This window comes from Halomonas sp. H5 (assembly GCF_050613175.1).
Lineage (GTDB): Bacteria > Pseudomonadota > Gammaproteobacteria > Pseudomonadales > Halomonadaceae > Bisbaumannia > Bisbaumannia salifodinae.
Window position 1 is genome coordinate 2,526,539 of sequence record NZ_CP192510.1, and the last position, 14,533, is coordinate 2,541,071.

General features: G+C 68.4%; 18 protein-coding genes. 6 read left to right on the top strand and 12 right to left on the bottom strand.

The window, feature by feature from the left end; all coding sequences use genetic code 11:
- Positions 1 to 461: 461 nt before the first annotated feature.
- Entirely contained in the window at positions 462 to 932 is a 471-nt protein-coding gene (locus ACQ1W9_RS11740) for a GFA family protein (protein WP_431023542.1), read from the bottom strand.
- 151 nt (positions 933 to 1,083) lie between these two features.
- Between ACQ1W9_RS11740 and ACQ1W9_RS11745 the strand changes: the two genes are divergently transcribed.
- Entirely contained in the window at positions 1,084 to 1,674 is a 591-nt protein-coding gene (locus tag ACQ1W9_RS11745; RefSeq protein ID WP_431023543.1) for a LysE family translocator, read from the top strand.
- On the opposite strand, the gene ACQ1W9_RS11750 is transcribed toward ACQ1W9_RS11745, so the two are convergent.
- On the bottom strand, positions 1,656 to 2,165 hold the full coding sequence (locus ACQ1W9_RS11750) for a GNAT family N-acetyltransferase (protein WP_431023544.1): 510 nt from the start codon (positions 2,163 to 2,165) through the stop codon (positions 1,656 to 1,658). The genes ACQ1W9_RS11745 and ACQ1W9_RS11750 overlap by 19 nt on opposite strands.
- 130 nt (positions 2,166 to 2,295) lie before the next feature.
- Positions 2,296 to 2,784 carry a DUF2938 domain-containing protein gene (locus ACQ1W9_RS11755; RefSeq protein WP_431023545.1) on the bottom strand — a complete coding sequence of 163 codons (489 nt, stop codon included), beginning with the start codon at positions 2,782 to 2,784 and terminating at the stop codon, positions 2,296 to 2,298.
- A 77-nt stretch (positions 2,785 to 2,861) separates the two neighbouring features.
- Between ACQ1W9_RS11755 and ACQ1W9_RS11760 the strand changes: the two genes are divergently transcribed.
- Positions 2,862 to 3,269: a helix-turn-helix domain-containing protein gene (locus tag ACQ1W9_RS11760; protein WP_431023546.1), complete on the top strand. Its 408-nt coding sequence runs from the start codon at positions 2,862 to 2,864 to the stop codon at positions 3,267 to 3,269.
- 9 nt (positions 3,270 to 3,278) lie between these two features.
- Here ACQ1W9_RS11760 and ACQ1W9_RS11765 read toward each other — a convergent pair whose 3' ends face one another.
- From ACQ1W9_RS11765 to ACQ1W9_RS11780, 4 genes are all read right to left on the bottom strand, one after another.
- Complete coding sequence (locus ACQ1W9_RS11765; RefSeq protein WP_431023547.1) at positions 3,279 to 4,112, bottom strand: helix-turn-helix domain-containing protein; 834 nt, start codon at positions 4,110 to 4,112, stop codon at positions 3,279 to 3,281.
- Positions 4,113 to 4,185: 73 nt separating this feature from the next.
- Positions 4,186 to 5,262, bottom strand: coding sequence for a DUF1176 domain-containing protein (locus ACQ1W9_RS11770; RefSeq protein WP_431023548.1), 1,077 nt, complete (start codon positions 5,260 to 5,262; stop codon positions 4,186 to 4,188).
- 62 nt (positions 5,263 to 5,324) lie between these two features.
- Positions 5,325 to 6,638, bottom strand: coding sequence for a hypothetical protein (locus ACQ1W9_RS11775; RefSeq protein WP_431023549.1), 1,314 nt, complete (start codon positions 6,636 to 6,638; stop codon positions 5,325 to 5,327).
- A 65-nt stretch (positions 6,639 to 6,703) separates the two neighbouring features.
- Positions 6,704 to 7,099, bottom strand: a complete 396-nt coding sequence (locus ACQ1W9_RS11780; RefSeq protein ID WP_431023550.1) for a VOC family protein — start codon at positions 7,097 to 7,099, stop codon at positions 6,704 to 6,706.
- Between the two features lie 82 nt (positions 7,100 to 7,181).
- Here ACQ1W9_RS11780 and ACQ1W9_RS11785 point away from each other — a divergent pair, with 82 nt between their 5' ends.
- A complete protein-coding gene (locus ACQ1W9_RS11785; protein WP_431023551.1) occupies positions 7,182 to 7,448 on the top strand; it encodes a GNAT family N-acetyltransferase in 267 nt (88 codons plus the stop codon).
- Positions 7,449 to 7,460: 12 nt separating this feature from the next.
- Here ACQ1W9_RS11785 and ACQ1W9_RS11790 read toward each other — a convergent pair whose 3' ends face one another.
- The 5 genes from ACQ1W9_RS11790 to ACQ1W9_RS11810 all read right to left on the bottom strand — a co-directional run bounded on the left by ACQ1W9_RS11790 (position 7,461) and on the right by ACQ1W9_RS11810 (position 10,396).
- Positions 7,461 to 7,937, bottom strand: coding sequence for a VOC family protein (locus tag ACQ1W9_RS11790; protein ID WP_431023552.1), 477 nt, complete (start codon positions 7,935 to 7,937; stop codon positions 7,461 to 7,463).
- Between the two features lie 113 nt (positions 7,938 to 8,050).
- On the bottom strand, positions 8,051 to 8,401 hold the full coding sequence (locus tag ACQ1W9_RS11795; RefSeq protein WP_346063023.1) for a VOC family protein: 351 nt from the start codon (positions 8,399 to 8,401) through the stop codon (positions 8,051 to 8,053).
- A gap of 119 nt (positions 8,402 to 8,520) precedes the next feature.
- Positions 8,521 to 8,874, bottom strand: coding sequence for a DUF1428 domain-containing protein (locus ACQ1W9_RS11800; RefSeq protein WP_346063024.1), 354 nt, complete (start codon positions 8,872 to 8,874; stop codon positions 8,521 to 8,523).
- Positions 8,874 to 9,248: a YciI family protein gene (locus ACQ1W9_RS11805; protein WP_431023553.1), complete on the bottom strand. Its 375-nt coding sequence runs from the start codon at positions 9,246 to 9,248 to the stop codon at positions 8,874 to 8,876. The genes ACQ1W9_RS11800 and ACQ1W9_RS11805 overlap by 1 nt, the downstream gene beginning before the upstream one ends.
- Positions 9,249 to 9,361: 113 nt before the next feature.
- On the bottom strand, positions 9,362 to 10,396 hold the full coding sequence (locus ACQ1W9_RS11810; protein ID WP_431023554.1) for a GlxA family transcriptional regulator: 1,035 nt from the start codon (positions 10,394 to 10,396) through the stop codon (positions 9,362 to 9,364).
- A 111-nt stretch (positions 10,397 to 10,507) separates the two neighbouring features.
- Between ACQ1W9_RS11810 and ACQ1W9_RS11815 the strand changes: the two genes are divergently transcribed.
- The 3 genes from ACQ1W9_RS11815 (at position 10,508) to ACQ1W9_RS11825 (ending at position 14,522) form a co-directional block, all read left to right on the top strand.
- On the top strand, positions 10,508 to 11,593 hold the full coding sequence (locus ACQ1W9_RS11815; RefSeq protein ID WP_431023555.1) for a class I SAM-dependent methyltransferase: 1,086 nt from the start codon (positions 10,508 to 10,510) through the stop codon (positions 11,591 to 11,593).
- 123 nt (positions 11,594 to 11,716) lie between these two features.
- Positions 11,717 to 13,420, top strand: coding sequence for a chloride channel protein (locus ACQ1W9_RS11820; RefSeq protein ID WP_431023556.1), 1,704 nt, complete (start codon positions 11,717 to 11,719; stop codon positions 13,418 to 13,420).
- Positions 13,410 to 14,522: an extracellular solute-binding protein gene (locus ACQ1W9_RS11825; protein ID WP_431023557.1), complete on the top strand. Its 1,113-nt coding sequence runs from the start codon at positions 13,410 to 13,412 to the stop codon at positions 14,520 to 14,522. The genes ACQ1W9_RS11820 and ACQ1W9_RS11825 overlap by 11 nt, the downstream gene beginning before the upstream one ends.
- The last annotated feature ends 11 nt before the right edge of the window (positions 14,523 to 14,533 follow it).

Consider the following 14,533-nt stretch of genomic DNA (forward strand, 5'->3'; position numbering starts at 1 on the left):
TATGCAGGATTCGCATGCTTGCGCGTTTTGCCAGGGCCAGTAATTTTGTATGTACGTCCATACCCCAAGAGGTCCATCGTATGAATACTCACAACAGCCCCCGAAGCTGATGGATCGGGTGAAGGCCACCATGAGGGTGAAACGCTACATCCTGCGTACCGAGAAGACCTGCTTCAATTGGGTTTCTCTATCGCCTGCTAAAGCAGGCTCCTGCAGAGAGGTTGCCGGTGGTACAAGAGTATTGCTGGAGTGGGTGAGGCATTCAGGCACGCTACCGCCCCTACCTGGGCATGTCGCGATGACGCCCTGCCATCCATGCGGTAGTCCCTGCGTGGCGCGATGTTCCACTCCCTGGCCCTCTTCCGGGGCCTCGATGATCCAGACTATGCGAGGCCCCTGATCGATGCAAAGTCGAGTTTGCTCAAAGGCACAGCTCCTGCGGCTCGGGGTTCGCTTATCACTCAACGCTCCAGGCCCAGGCGGCGGTGCCAGGCGGCGATGCTCTCCTCCGGGTAGCCGGCGAAGCACTTGTCGGTGTCTCTGGCCTCGACTTCCACCCAACTGGCCTTGCTGTCCAGCAGCAGATGGACCCGCTCGGGCGGGATCGGCAGCTCAGTGTCGATGGCCGAGGCGAAGGGGTGTACCAGCTCCGGCCAGCGGGGATCGAAGACCCATAGCGCCGAGGCGCAATGACGGCAGAAGTGACGCTCGCCGGGGCTGGTCTCGCCGTCGATCACCGCCCGGTAGATTCCCTGGTGTTCGGCGCCCTCGACCTCGAGGGTCGCGGCGCTCCCGCTCAGGTTGATGGCGTAGCCGCCGCCCCCGGCGGTCTTGCGGCAGATGGAGCAGTAGCAGCGCTGGTAGGGATAGGGGTGCGGCGACTCGACGCTAAAGCGCACCGCGCCGCAGTGACAGGAACCCTGGAGTCGCATGGGGCTATCTCCTTTTCGATGAGGGATCACCGCCTCCAGTCTAGACCTGGCCCGACAATCGGCGGCGCTCACCCAGGGCAATTTTGTGCAATACCGGGAACGCAGGGGCGGCCAGACTCGGGGCATCGCTTGCCCTTCGTGGAGGAACCCCATGAGCTTGTCCCTGATCCTGCCGATGTCGGCCTTCGCCCTGGCCGCTTCCATCTCTCCTGGCCCGGTCAACCTGGTCTGCCTGAGCAGCGGCACCCGCTACCCCATCCCCCGGGGGCTGATCTTCGTCACCGGGGCGACCCTGGGCTTTCTCGTGCTGTTTCTGGCCATCGGCCTGGGGCTCTACTCGCTACTGGCGATGGTGCCGGGGCTGGAGACGGCCCTGCGCTGGGCGGGGGTGGCCTTCCTGCTCTACCTGAGCCTGCGGCTGTTTCGCGACGATGGCCGCCTGCCGGCAGACGACGGCCGACAGGCCCCGGGCTTTATGGCGGGGGCGCTGATGCAGTGGCTCAACCCCAAGGCCTGGCTGGCCTCGGCCTCTGGCATCGGCGCCTATACCGGCGGCGACGTGGGCCAGCTCTGGCTCTTCGCCGCCCTCTACCTGCCCATCTGCTGGCTCTCCCTGGGCAGTTGGGTCTATGCCGGGGCCTTCCTGCGCCGCCATGTGCAGCGTCCCGGAGTGCTGGTCGCCATCAATCGCAGCCTGGCGCTGCTGCTCGCCGCCAGCTGTGTCTATCTGCTGATCGATTGATCGGCATCTGCCCCAGGCGTGACCAAGTCGCGGCGCATAATGGTTACCGCCTCGCCGCGATAGTCGCGTTCTTCCTGGTCGCGCCAGCCCAGGCGCCGGTAGAGGGGTTGCTGATCCGGGGTGTAGAGGTAGAAGTGGCCATGCCCCTGGGCCCGGGCCTCGTCCTCGACGCGCTGAACCAGCCACGAGGCGATGCCCCGGCCCCGCCATTCGGGCAGCACGAAGACCGAGGCCAGCCAGGGCGTTAGATCGCGGCGATCGCTCATGTCGTCGGCCACGAGGCTAGCCGTACCCACCGGGGTATCGCCGTCCAGGGCGGCGAACACCGAGGGCACCCCGGCCGGGCCGCACTCCTCCCGCAGCAGGGCGATGGCGGTCTCGAGGCTCCGCCCGGGGTGCAGATGCCCCCAGGCGTCGTGGGTCCATTCGGCCAGGGTGGCGACATGCGGCGAGTCGCCGCTCAGGCGCACGATGCGAATCCTTGCTTCCATCTCGGGGGACATCCTCTTCTCTGGGTGGCGCCTCAAGGGGCGGGTATGACGGTTGCGTCTGTGCCATGGTATCCAGCGGTAAGAATCTTGGCATCACCTAGCCATCGGGCCTCGCCGTCTAGCCCTCCATCTAGCCCCAGAATGCCGCGGCCTTGGCGGCCAGATAGAGCCCCACCCCGAAGGACAGGTGCGCCACCAGGCTCCGGAAGCGAGCCTTGTTCGGCTGGGGCGTGCGGGAGGCCGCCAGGCCGGCACCGAATGCCGGTTGCATGATAAACAGCGGCACGACCACCGTGCCCACGCCGATGATCAGCGCCGGCCCCAGCGTGGGATCGGCCACCCACTCCGGCCCCCAGACCCCGATCAGCAGCGCGGCGAACAGCATGCCGATGGCGTAGTGCGCCGCCCAACCGAGGGCCCGCTCCCCCGCCACCGGTGGCGCCGCCATGATGGCGTCATGCCGAAAGCGCCCCCGGGGGAAGTGGCCGAGCCAGCGTCCGACCAGCGCATAATCGAGTGACGGCACCCCGAACAGGCGCCGCTGGAGCAGGGCCCAGAGGTCCATCACGGCCGTGGCGCCGAGGCCGATCACCGCGCCATGCCAGATGAGTGCATGCATTCCGTTCATAATGACGAGCTATCCCTGTGTTGGCGAAAGCCGTCACTCTACGAATTCAAGAGCACTTGAGGTCAAGCATGAAGACGCTGGATATCGCCGAGGTCGCCCAACGTTCCGGTTTGCCGGCGTCGACCCTGCGTTTCTACGAGGAAAAGGGGCTGATCCGCTCGACGGGACGGCATGGCCTGCGGCGGCTGTTCGCGGAGAGTGTCCTGGAGCGGCTGTCCCTGATCGCCCTCGGTCAGGGCGCGGGCTTCACCTTGGAGGAGATGGCCGAGATGTTCGGTGCCGATGGCCGGCCGCCTATCGACCGGGCCCGACTCCTCGAGCAGGCCGACGACCTGGATAAGCGCATTCGGCACCTGGTCAGGATGCGCGACGGCCTGCGCCATGTCGCGGCCTGCACGGCGCCGAGCCACCTGGAGTGCCCGACCTTCCGGCGCCTGCTGCGCCATGCCGCCCGGCCGCCCCGGCGACACCCATAAGCCGGTCGGTTAGGACTCGAGTCGCGAGCGGCGGTACTGATCGGGGGTGGCGGCCACCAGGCGCTTGAAGGTGCGCTGGAAGTGCGGCTGGTCGCTGAAGCCGGCGCTCAGCGCCGCCTCGGCGATGGGCGTGCCGCGTTTGAGCTCCCGCTGCCCCAGTTGGATGCGGCGATTGATCAGGTAGGCGTGGGGCGTCAGCCCGAAGTGCTGCTTGAAGGCGCGGATCAGGTGCCCGGGGCTGTAGCCGGAGCGCGCGCACAGGGTATCCAGGGAGACCTCCTCGGCGGCGTGGGCGTCCAGGTAGGCGGCCAGCTCGCGCAGGGTGGCCGGCGGCAGCGGTCGCGGCTGGGCCGCTTCCCCCGCCAGGTGGTGCATCAGCGCCGTGAGGTAGTCGGCCGCCTCGCTCTGCTTGTCCAGCAGGTCGCGGCACGGGTCGAGCAGGGCATCGGTCATGCGCAGGTAGCCGGCATACCACTCGGGGGCGGTGATCACCGCGGAGGGAATGTCCTGCCAACGCGGCGCCTCGAGCAGCCCCGCCCCATTACGCAGCGCGGTCAGCCAGTCGGTATCCACATAGAGCATGCGGTAGGCCCAGGGCCGGTCGTCGATGGGGTTGCAGGCGTGGACCCACTCCGGGTTCATCAGCACCAGTTGGCCGGCCTGGATATGATGGCGCGCCTCCCGATAGTGGAAGGTGCTCTCCCCGGCGGTCACCGCCCCCAGCGACCAGTGCCGATGGCTATGGGGCGCGTAGCAGACCTTACGGCCGTCCTCGACCAGGCGCAGCTCCAGGTGCGGCAGGCGCGCATCGCGCCAGAAGCGGGGTCGGCTGGGTTCCGTCATGGTCTCTTCCTTCTCTGGACGACTCGAGTGGAGTGTACACTGCGGCGGCGACTCGCGAAGGGTGCGTGGAGGGTCATCGCGGCCGTCCATCCGCCGCCCGGCGGATCTCCGTGACCCGCGTCGGCAACGTCCAGGCGCCCCCCGCGGCGACCAGCCGGCACATGCCCGTCGAGAATGACGCGGTATGGATAAACTGCTCGCCATCCCAAGTCCAGTCGTCCCGGGACCAGCAATCCCCGATGCCTCGCCCCTTGTGGGCGGCGGTGATGGTGCCGTCTTCGTAGAAGGAACCCGACTCGGTAACCAGGACGGGCTCATAGGGCGGCGCGTCATTGATGACCCAGTAGCCATCGCCCGTGTTGTAGGCGGCCTGCCAGCATAAGGTCGAGACCAGCCATCGGCTGTCCGATAGTCGGCTGGCCGTCAGCTCCCGTCCGCCGTCTTCAAGCGCCGCCAGGCCGAAGCACTCATCAACGTGCTCCAGGGGGGCGCGCAGCACTTCCCGCACCTCCTGCAGTGCCGCACTCGTCAGCGGGCGGTCAGTTGCCCCGCCTTCCGCCACGGGAGCCGCGATGACGACGGGAGCCGGCAAGGGCGGCAGGACATCCTCTTCACGGCGCGAGCCTTGGCGCACCATGGCTCCCGGGGTGCCGACACGCCCCTGAAAATCATCCATCTTCAGCAGCACGGCCGCGGCCCCGGTGTCGGAGAGGCGCCAGCGGGAGTCACCCGCCACCCATTCGATAACGCTGTCACGCCTCAGGGCGGGCAGTAGCGCCGCCATTTCCCTCTCGGACAGCCCCGCGCTCAGGGTCTCCGGGGCGAACTCGACCCGTCCTGCGAATTCACCATCGATGCGCAGCGACAGTCGGCCCTCCGACGCCAGACTATCCGCGGCATCGCCATCCAGCTCCCCGATCCTCAGTTCCCCGGTCACCGGCTCATGGGGGCCTGCCCGGCGGGTCAGCAGCACCGACACGGCCGGGCGGTCCCCGTCGCGCTGGTAGCCCGCCGCCCGGCAGGTCCGGGTGTTGTCGCAGGCGAGCTCCCAATCATGGTGTGAAAAATAGAGCCCGCTAGCCTCCCCCGCCTGCACACCAAGAGGCAGGCCCACTACTGACATGGCGACCAGCATCCGTGAAAGTCGCATCCTTCTCCTCGTATCGAACATCGAACGACCCGAGCTTGCTCAGCCGGACAAGCGGCCGTTCCTTATGTCTTGAACTTGCCGGAAACGAGCCGGACGATACTGTCGAGATCAGCTGGGTTGAAACCGCGTAAGCTGTCGAGTTCGTCCTGTACCCCCTCCCAGTCATTGCCACGAGATTCCAGGGGGGATCCCACAAGCTGGGCCTTCGCATGGGCCTTGGCCAGCCAGGGATAATCCTCCCTGGGCCTGTCTGTGTCGAAGCGTTGTCTCAGCTTGCGGCGTCTTTCCTGCATTGACGCACCTGTCGCCAGAAAATCGTCGACTTTTTCCCTGTTGCTCAGGCGGGGCTTGTTCTGGACGATGCGCGCCGTCAGGCCGGGCATCGCGTGGATCTGGATGCGTCGGTAGGTGATGCCCCGACTCTGGAAGGCCACCATGCGATCTCCGGAGCCCGAGCCCAACGGTTCCAGATAAAAGGTCTCCATGCCCAGCAGGGCCATCGATTCAAGCATGCCGCTGCGCATGCCGAGATGTACCACCCGGTAGTCGTCGGCGAGGTACTTGAAGAAGGCGAACTGGGCGAGGAACTTGGCTCCTGCGAAATGGGTGGCCCAAGGACCGTCATTCCACATGCCAGCCACATTGATGATCTGCGGACTCTCGCTGGCCAGACTGGCGAGCTTGTCATCGTGTTCGTCGCCGGACAGCAGCACCGTGGCACGCGGCTCGGTGATGGCGAAGTGACGGGCTAGCTGACGGATGCCGCTGTAGCTGGAGTCCAGCTCCAGATGGGCACCACCGGTCTTGCCACTCTGGCGACTCCATAGCACCAGGATATTGTCGCGGATATTGAACCCTGTCTTGGCAAATTTCCCCGCCATGTATTCGTAGAGCGCGAACTTGTCCTCGGTGGGCAGCTTGCCAACCCGCCAGGCCGTGGCCACGAGTTTCTGGGTACGCTCCGGGTTACTCCGCCACTCGTTGGCTACCAGTCCGGTCACCGCGGTGATCGAACGCGGCCAATTGCCCGTCGGCTCGTGATCGTGACAGAGCTGCTTCAGCACGCCTTCCAGCTCGCCCGTGGGACGGGTCGGCGGTAAGGCGGTACGCGCACCTGCACGGTATCGATCCTTCACGGCATCCCAGACCTCCTTGATGGTCAGCCGGAAACTGGAGATATCGATCACCGTTACCCGGTCGGCGACGCCGCTTTCCTGAAAGATCGACCGAATCAGGCCACTCTTGTCGCGGTATTCTCCCGTGGCCTTGGTGTCCTTGACCAGCAGGATTCGGGCGCTCCTGTCCAGCGCCAGCAGCGCCGTGGCGGTGTAGGTGTCGCCGGACATGTAGCCGCATTGCAGGATTTTTTCTGCCATGATCTCAGCCTCCTCGGCCCGCTATCCATGACGGTGTCGATCCCGGGATCCCGCGTCGGCGCCTATCAGGCACTCGTAAGAGGCTGCAGCATGCTGGCGCGGTTGCCCTCGGTATCGGTGAAGGCGACATAGTGCCCCACGCCGGGGATCTCCATCGGCTCGCCGAGTACCTGGCCGCCCGCCGCTTCGACCTTCTGCATCGAGGCCTGGATATCGTCCACCGCGATCACCACAGAGGGATGCTGTCCCGGCCAGTCGGGATGCTGCGGAAAGAAGCCACCGTTGATCGCACCGGGACTCGTCGGCCGCCCGCTCTCGTCGCTGTCGGTGGTCGTGGCCAGGACGTAATTGCCCATCTCCTCGCCCAGCATCTGCGCCTGCCAGCCGAATGCCGCCCCATAGAAGGTCGCCATCCGCTCCCGGTCATCGTACGGCATCTCGAAATGCACGACGGGATTCATGTCTCGTTTCCCCCCAGGTTCGCTGACCGCGATATCGGCATGCAGCACGTCTTCATGCACGCCCAGATTAGTGTAGAGGGCGATGGCCGGATCGTCGCCATGGGCCAGCGCGAGTCCTTCTCTACGTCGAGCCTGGCCCCGTGGCCTGGGGATAGGGCACCGCCTGGTGGACGAATGCCTGAGGTTCGCCCGCCAGGTGGGGTTCCGCGGGGTCGTGCTGTGGACCAATAGCGTGCTGGTCGGCACACGCAGGGTCTACGAAAGGGCGGGATTCCAACTGGTCGAGGCGGTCCCTCACCATAGCTTCGGCAAGGAGCCGATCGGCCAGGTCTGGCGCCGCGACTTATGACCCTCCGCCGCCCTAGGCGCCATCGGCGGCGCGCTCCAGGACGGCGATATCCAGGCGGGTCATCGTCAGCATCGCTTGCATGGCGCGCTCGGCCCGTGCCGGGTCGGGGTCGCCGAGCAGCTCGGGCAGGCGCCGCGGCACCACCTGCCAGGAGAGCCCCCAGCGATCCTTGAGCCAGCCGCACTGCCCTTCGCTGCCGCCCTCGGCGAGGGCGAACCAATAGTGGTCGACCTCGTCCTGATCGGCGCAGTCGATCTGGAAGGAGACTGCCTCGGTAAAGGGGAACTGGGGGCCGCCGTTGAGGCCCACGAAGCGGGTGCCGGCGAGGCGGAACTCCACGCTGAGTACCTGGCCGGCGGGGCCCGCGGGAGTCTCCGCCGGCGAGCGCATGACTCGCTCGATCCGCGCGTCGGGAAACAGCGAGATGTAGAAGCGGGCTGCCGCCTCGGCTTCGCCGTTGAACCACAGGCAGGGGGTGATCTTGCTCATGGTGCCTTGCCTCCGCGTCGTCGTACTCTCGATCATTGAAGGGGCCCTGGCTTTCGCCACGGGAGCCGCGATGACGCGCGACACCCCGCCCCGCCAGGCCGGGGTCGCCCCGCTCACTCATGCTGCAAGAGATTGATCAGCCGACCGAAGGGGTCGCGCACATAGAATCGGCGCACCCCCCAGGGTTCGCTCGCCGGCCCGTACTCGATGGGCAGGTTCGCCGCCTTGACTCTGGCCAAGGCGGCGTCCAGGTCATCGACTTCGATCGACAGGTCGGGAACGGGGGTGCCCGACCCGCCCTCGCTCCCGAAGCTGACCTGGACGGTCATCTTTTCGTCCGTGCCGTAGGTCTGGAACCAGCCGTGATCCATGAGCAGCTCGAGGCCGAGGATGTCCCGATAAAAGGCGGCCGCCCGATGGATATCCGGGGTCTCGGTGTTGGCTACGATGCGCCTGACCCGCATAAGCCACCTCGCCAATGGGTCGTCCCCGGACAGTCATAGGACATCGCCGCCTCGAACGCCACCGAACCACAGGAAGAGGGTGGCCTTGCTCAGGCGCGCCTTGCCGCCGGGCGTCGCCCTTATTCGTCGAAGAGCACCTCGAAGCCCCCATAGACCAGCCGCTGGCCGTCGAAGGGCATGGGATTGACGTCGGGCTGCATTCGCGGGTCCTCCATGGCCTGGGCCATGGCCCGGTCGCGCACCTCTTTCGAGGGCCAGGTGATCCAGCCGAAGACCACGCTCTCGTCCGCCTCGCACTTCACCGCCAAGGGGAAGGAGGTGACCTTGCCCTCCGGCACGTCGTCGCCCCAGCACTCCACCACCTTGAGGGCGCCGAGTTCCTTGAACACCGCCGCGGCGATGCGGGCGTGCTCGATATATTTCGCCTTGTTGGCGGTGGGCACCGCGGCCACGAAGCCATCCAGATAGCTCATCAGTCGTCTCCTTGATTATCCAGGGGAGGTAGCTGCCGCACCGGGCGCACCTCGATGGTGCCGAAACGGGCCGGGGGAATGCGGCGGGCCAGCCGCAGGGCCTCGTCCAGGTCGCGGGCCTCCAGCAGGTAGAAGCCGGCCAGTTGCTCCTTGGTCTCGGCGAAGGGGCCGTCGGAGATCAGCGCCTCGCCGTCGCGCACCCGCACGCTGGTGGCGGTCTCCACCGACTGCAGGGCCTGACCGCCCAGGAAGTGCCCCTCCTGGGTCAGGCGCGCCACGCCGGCCACGCACTCCTGGTTGAGGTCGTGCCATTGGGACTCGGTCATGGCGTCGATCAGGCTCTGCTGATAGTAGACCAGGGCGGCATATTGCATGGATCTCGTACCTCCGTGTGACAAGTTCTCCCCGCCGTTCTGCGACGGGACATTTGTGGATCGCACGACGATCCGACAAATCGACACCGGCGTCGGATTTTTTCGCCGCCGGCTTATTCCAGACGCAGCCGCAGGGCACGGAAGCGGCGCCGATACTGGCTGGGCGTCAGCCCCACCCGGCGGCCGAACAGGCGGCGGAAGAAGCTGGGGTCAGCGTAGCCCACCTGCTCGGCCACCGCGTCGATGGGCTCGTCACCGCTCTCGAGGAGCTGCTTGGCCTCCTCCAGGCGCAGGGTGTGCACATAATCCATGGGGGTCATGCCGGTGGCGGCCTTGAAGCGGCGCTTGAAGGAGCGTTCGGTGAGGCCGCTGATCTCCACCATGCCGGCCACCGGCGAGTGAGTGTCGTAGTGCCGGGCCACCCACACCTGGCAGCGGGTAATGCCGGCATCCTCCACCTGGCGCGAGCAGGTCAGGGCCGCATAGGGCTGTTGCCCCTGGTGGTGCCAGTCGATCAGGTTGATCCGCGCCAGGCGCATGGCCTCGTCGACGCTCACCAGCCGGGCCACCAGGAACAGGGCCAGATCGATCCAGGAGGTGCCGCCGCCGGCCATGATCAAGCGCTGCCCCTCGCCACTTACCACCAGGCTGCGATGGGCGTGCACCCGCACCCGCGGGAAACGCCGCGCCAGGGCATCGCAGTAGGCCCAGTGGGTGGTGGCGTCCTGCTCCTCGAGCAGGCCCGCCTCGGCGAACAGCAGCGCCCCGGTGCAGGCGGCGGCGAGCAGCGCCCCCCGGGCCTGGCAGGCCCGCAGCCAGGCGATCTCCGCCGCATAGCCGTCCAGCCTGGCATCCGGCGCGACGAACAGATCGGGAATGCACACCACCGTGGGCGGCGGACAGTCCTCCAGGGTGGCATCCGGTTCGATCCAGGCACCATTGGGGGCTCGGAAGCCACAGCCATCGCGTGACACGATCAGCGGCCTCAGCAACGGCTCGCCCATCCGGCCATTGGTCAGGAACTCCCAGTCGCGACCCGCCGAGCCCAACAGGTCGTACATGCCATACAGCGTCGAGGCGGTCGCATCCGGCCCGGCCAATAGCGCGATGGTGGGCGCCCCGCGGGAAGGTTCGGCGAGCCGAGTCATGGCAGAAAACCCCCGTTTGCGTCGCGATACGCCTGCGTGCCGGCCTTGCCCCGGACGTATCTTGGCCCCGTGCCCCATTGCCATCCCACCACGACAAGAGGAGCAATGATCATGTGCGATATCGCCATCACGACCCCCGAACAGGCCGCGACCAGCGACTTCGAGTCACGCCTGGTGCAGGCGCTGAACCATGGCGGCCTGCTGCTGCTGACCTCCATCGGCCACCGCACCGGCCTGCTCGATGCGCTGGCCGGCCAGCCACCGCTCACCAGCCAGGCCCTGGCCGAGCGCAGCGGCCTGCAGGAGCGCTATGTGCGCGAATGGCTGGGCGGCATGGTGGCCGCCGAGGTCATCGAGACCGACCCCGACGCCGCCACCTACTGGCTACCCGACGAGCGCGCCGCCCTGCTCACCGACCGGGGCGAGGTGAACCTCGCCGTCTATGCCCAGTTTATGCCCTTGCTAGGCAGCGTAGAGGACGAGGTGGTGCGCTGCTTCCACGAGGGCGGCGGCGTGCCCTACTCCCGCTATCCGCGCTTCCAGGAGGTAATGGCCAGCGACAGCGGCCAGACGGTGCTGCCGGCGCTTTTCGAGCATATCCTGCCGCTGGCCCCGGGGCTGGTCGAGCGCCTGGAGGCCGGCATCCGGGTGCTGGACTGCGCCTGCGGCCGTGGCCGGGCCCTGCTGGCCATGGCCGAGCGCTTCCCGGCCAGCCAGTTCGTGGGCTACGACCTCTCCGAGGAAGCCATCGCCTGGGGACGCGAGCAGGCCGCACGGGCCGGGCTCACCAACCTGCGCTTCGAGGCCCGCGACCTCAGCGACTTCGACGTCACCGCCGAGCCCGATGCCTTCGAGCTGGTCACCACCTTCGACGGCATCCACGACCAGGCCCAGCCACGCCGACTGCTGGCGGGCATCCACCGCACCCTCACCGCGGACGGCCTCTACCTGGTGCAGGATATCCACGCCTCCAGCCATCATCACCTCGATCGCGAGCACCCACTAGGCGCCATGCTCTACGCGGTGTCGCTGAGCCACTGCATGACGGTGTCGCTGGCCCAGGGCGGCGAGGGGCTGGGTACCATGTGGGGCCGCGAGCGGGCCCTCGCCTACCTGGAGGAAGCCGGCTTCCACGATATCGAGGTCCATCAGCTGGAGCACGATATCCAGAACGACTACTTCGTCTGCCGGCCCTGAACGGGTGGCGGCCCCTGGCCCAGGGGCCGCCCGAGGCGCCTTGCCCAGCGGGCCAATGGCGCCTACACCTTGAGCATGGACTCGCCCAGTACAGACGGCTTATCGACCCGGCGACCGCTCGCGGTGCTGCGCTTCCTCGGCCTGGTGCTGCTGGGGGGGCTGATCGGCGGCGTGGCGGCTCTGGCCGCCGCCGGCTTCGTCAATGCGGTGGTGTGGCTCAACGACCTGCTGCTGATCTCGCCCCGGGGCCGGATGATGACCGCCGACGCCACCCTGGTGATGCTGGCCACCCTGCTGGTGCCGACCCTGGGCGGCCTGGTCGTCGGCCAGCTGCATCGCGGCCTGCCCGGCGGCCGCCCCCATACCCCCGCCGATGCCATCGCCGCCGTCCAGACCCGCCACGGCCGCCTGCCGGCCAGGGCCGGCGGCCTCTCGGCGCTGAGCGCCCTGGTGTCGCTGGGCGCCGGCGCCTCGGTGGGTCAGTACGGCCCCCTGGTGCACCTGGGGGCCACCCTGGGCTCCCAGGCGGCGCGGCTGCTGCGCCTGGGGCGCTCGGAGGACAATATCACCATCGCCTGCGGGGTGGCGGCGGCCATCGCCGCGGCCTTCAATGCGCCCCTGGCGGGCATCGTCTTCGCCCATGAGGTGGTGCTGCGCCACTATGCCCTGCGCGCCTTCGCCCCGGTGGCCGCCGCGGCCATCGTCGGCCATGTGCTGGCCACGCAATTGCTGGCCCAGGGGGCGCTCTTCCATATCGCCGACCCCGCCGTGCCCCGCCCCTGGGAGTTCGTTCTCTTCCTGGTCCTGGGTGGCCTGGGCGCCCTGGTGGCCGGGGCCTATATGCATGCCATCCTGGGCATGGGGCGGCTGGCCCAGCGCCTGCCGCTGCCCCTCAGCCTGCGCCCGGCCCTGGCCGGGGCCCTGCTCGGCCTGACCGCCCTCTGGGTGCCGGATATCCTCGGCATGGGACAGGAGACCCTGCGCTTCGCCACCCTGGCCGGCGCCTATGGCGGCGGCGAGCTGCTGCTGGTGCTGGGACTCAAGCTGGCCGCCACCGCCCTGTGCCTGGGGCTGGGCTTCGCCGGCGGCGTGTTCAGCCCGGCGCTGGTCATCGGCACCCTCTTCGGCGCCCTGGCCGGCACCCTGGTGGCGGAACTGGGCGGCGCCCAGGAGACCTTTATCTTCTATGCGGTGTGCGGCATGGTGGCGGTCACCGCGCCGGTGATCGGCGCGCCCCTCACCACCCTGCTGATCGTCTTCGAACTCACCGGCAGCTATGCCCTGACCACCGCCGCCCTGGCCAGCGTCACCCTGGCCAGCCCCCTCGCCGCCCAGCTGTTCGGCCGCTCACTGTTCGATATCCAGCTGGCCCGCCGCGGCCTGGACCTCTCCGCGGGCCGCGGCCGCGCCGTGCTCCAGGAGGCGCGGCTGGCCGAGCTGATCAGCCGCGACGCCGTGACCCTGGCCCCGGAAACGCCGCTGGATCACGCCATCTCGCGGCTGAGCCGGGCGGGCCACGGCGAGGCCTATCTGGTGGATGACCAGGGGCGCTACCAGGGTTGCGTGACCCTGGCGGACCTGGAGGCCCAGCGCGAGGGCGGCGAGGCTCCAACCCTGGCCGACTGCCCCGAGGCGCCGCGCCCGGTGCTGGGCCCCGAGGCCTCGCTCTGGGAGGCGATGCATCAGTTGCAGCGGGTCACCGGCGAGGCCATCGCCGTGGTGGATGACGAGAAACGCTTCCTGGGGGTGGCCTATGAGGCGAGCATCGCCCGGGCCTTCCTGCATCACAGCGACGCCCTGCGGCGGGAGGAACACGGTGCCGGCTAGACGCTGGATCCAGGGGGGGCTGGCCGGCCTGATGGCCGGGCTGCTGGCCCTGGCAACACCGGCCTGGGCGCAAGCGCCCGAGGCTTCCGAGCCCCTGACGGTACTCAGTTGGGGCGGTGCCTACGAGCGCGCCCAGCGCCGCGCCCTCTTCGCGCCCTTTACCGAGGCGACCGGCGTGGCGGTGGAAGCGGCCCGCTACAACGGCGGCCTGACGGCCCTGCGCCAGGCCGTGGCGGAGAACGACGTCCCCTGGGACGTGCTCGATATGACCCGCAGCGAGGCCATGGCGGCCTGCGCGGAGGGGCTGCTGGAGCCGCTGCCCCCGGACCTGGCCGCCCCGGCGCCGGACGGCACCCCGGCGGCCGAGGACTTCCTGCCCGGCGCCCTGGGGCGCTGCGCTATCAGCCACTCGATCTTCGCCACCGTGGTGGCCTACCGCCGCGACGCCTTCCCCGGGCGGCGCCCCACCCGCATCGCCGACCTCTTCGATCAGGCGCGCTTCCCCGGCCCCCGGGCCCTGCAGCGCACCCCGGCGGCCAACCTGGAGTGGGCGCTGCTCGCCTACCAGGTGCCCCGGGAGGAGCTCTATCGCCTGCTCAGTACCCGCCGCGGCCTGGACCTCGCCTTCGCCCGGCTGCGAGGCCTCGACGAGATCCACTGGTGGGAGGCCGGCGAGACCCCGGTGGAGTGGCTGGCAGAGGGCAAGGTGGTGATGGCCTCCGGCTACAACGGGCGCTTCTTCGCCGCCATGGTGGAACGCGACCTGCCCATCGAGATCCTCTGGGACGGCCAGCTCCAGGAGCACGAGACCTGGGCGATCCCCCGCGGCGCCCCGAACCCCGAGGCGGCCCGGGCCTTTATCCGCTTCGCCACCAGCAGCGAGCGCCAGGCCGAGCTGGCCCGGCATATCCCCTATGGCCCGGCGCGACGCTCCGCCGCCATGCAGGTCACCACCCACCGCGACAGCGGCCTGGACATGCGCCTGCATATCCCCACCCACCCCCTCAATGCCCAGGGCGCGGTGACCAAGGACGAGACCTGGTATGCCCGCACCCGGGAGCGCATCGAGGCGCTGTTTCGCGAGGCCCTGCTCGAGGAGTAAGCGTGGCGCCG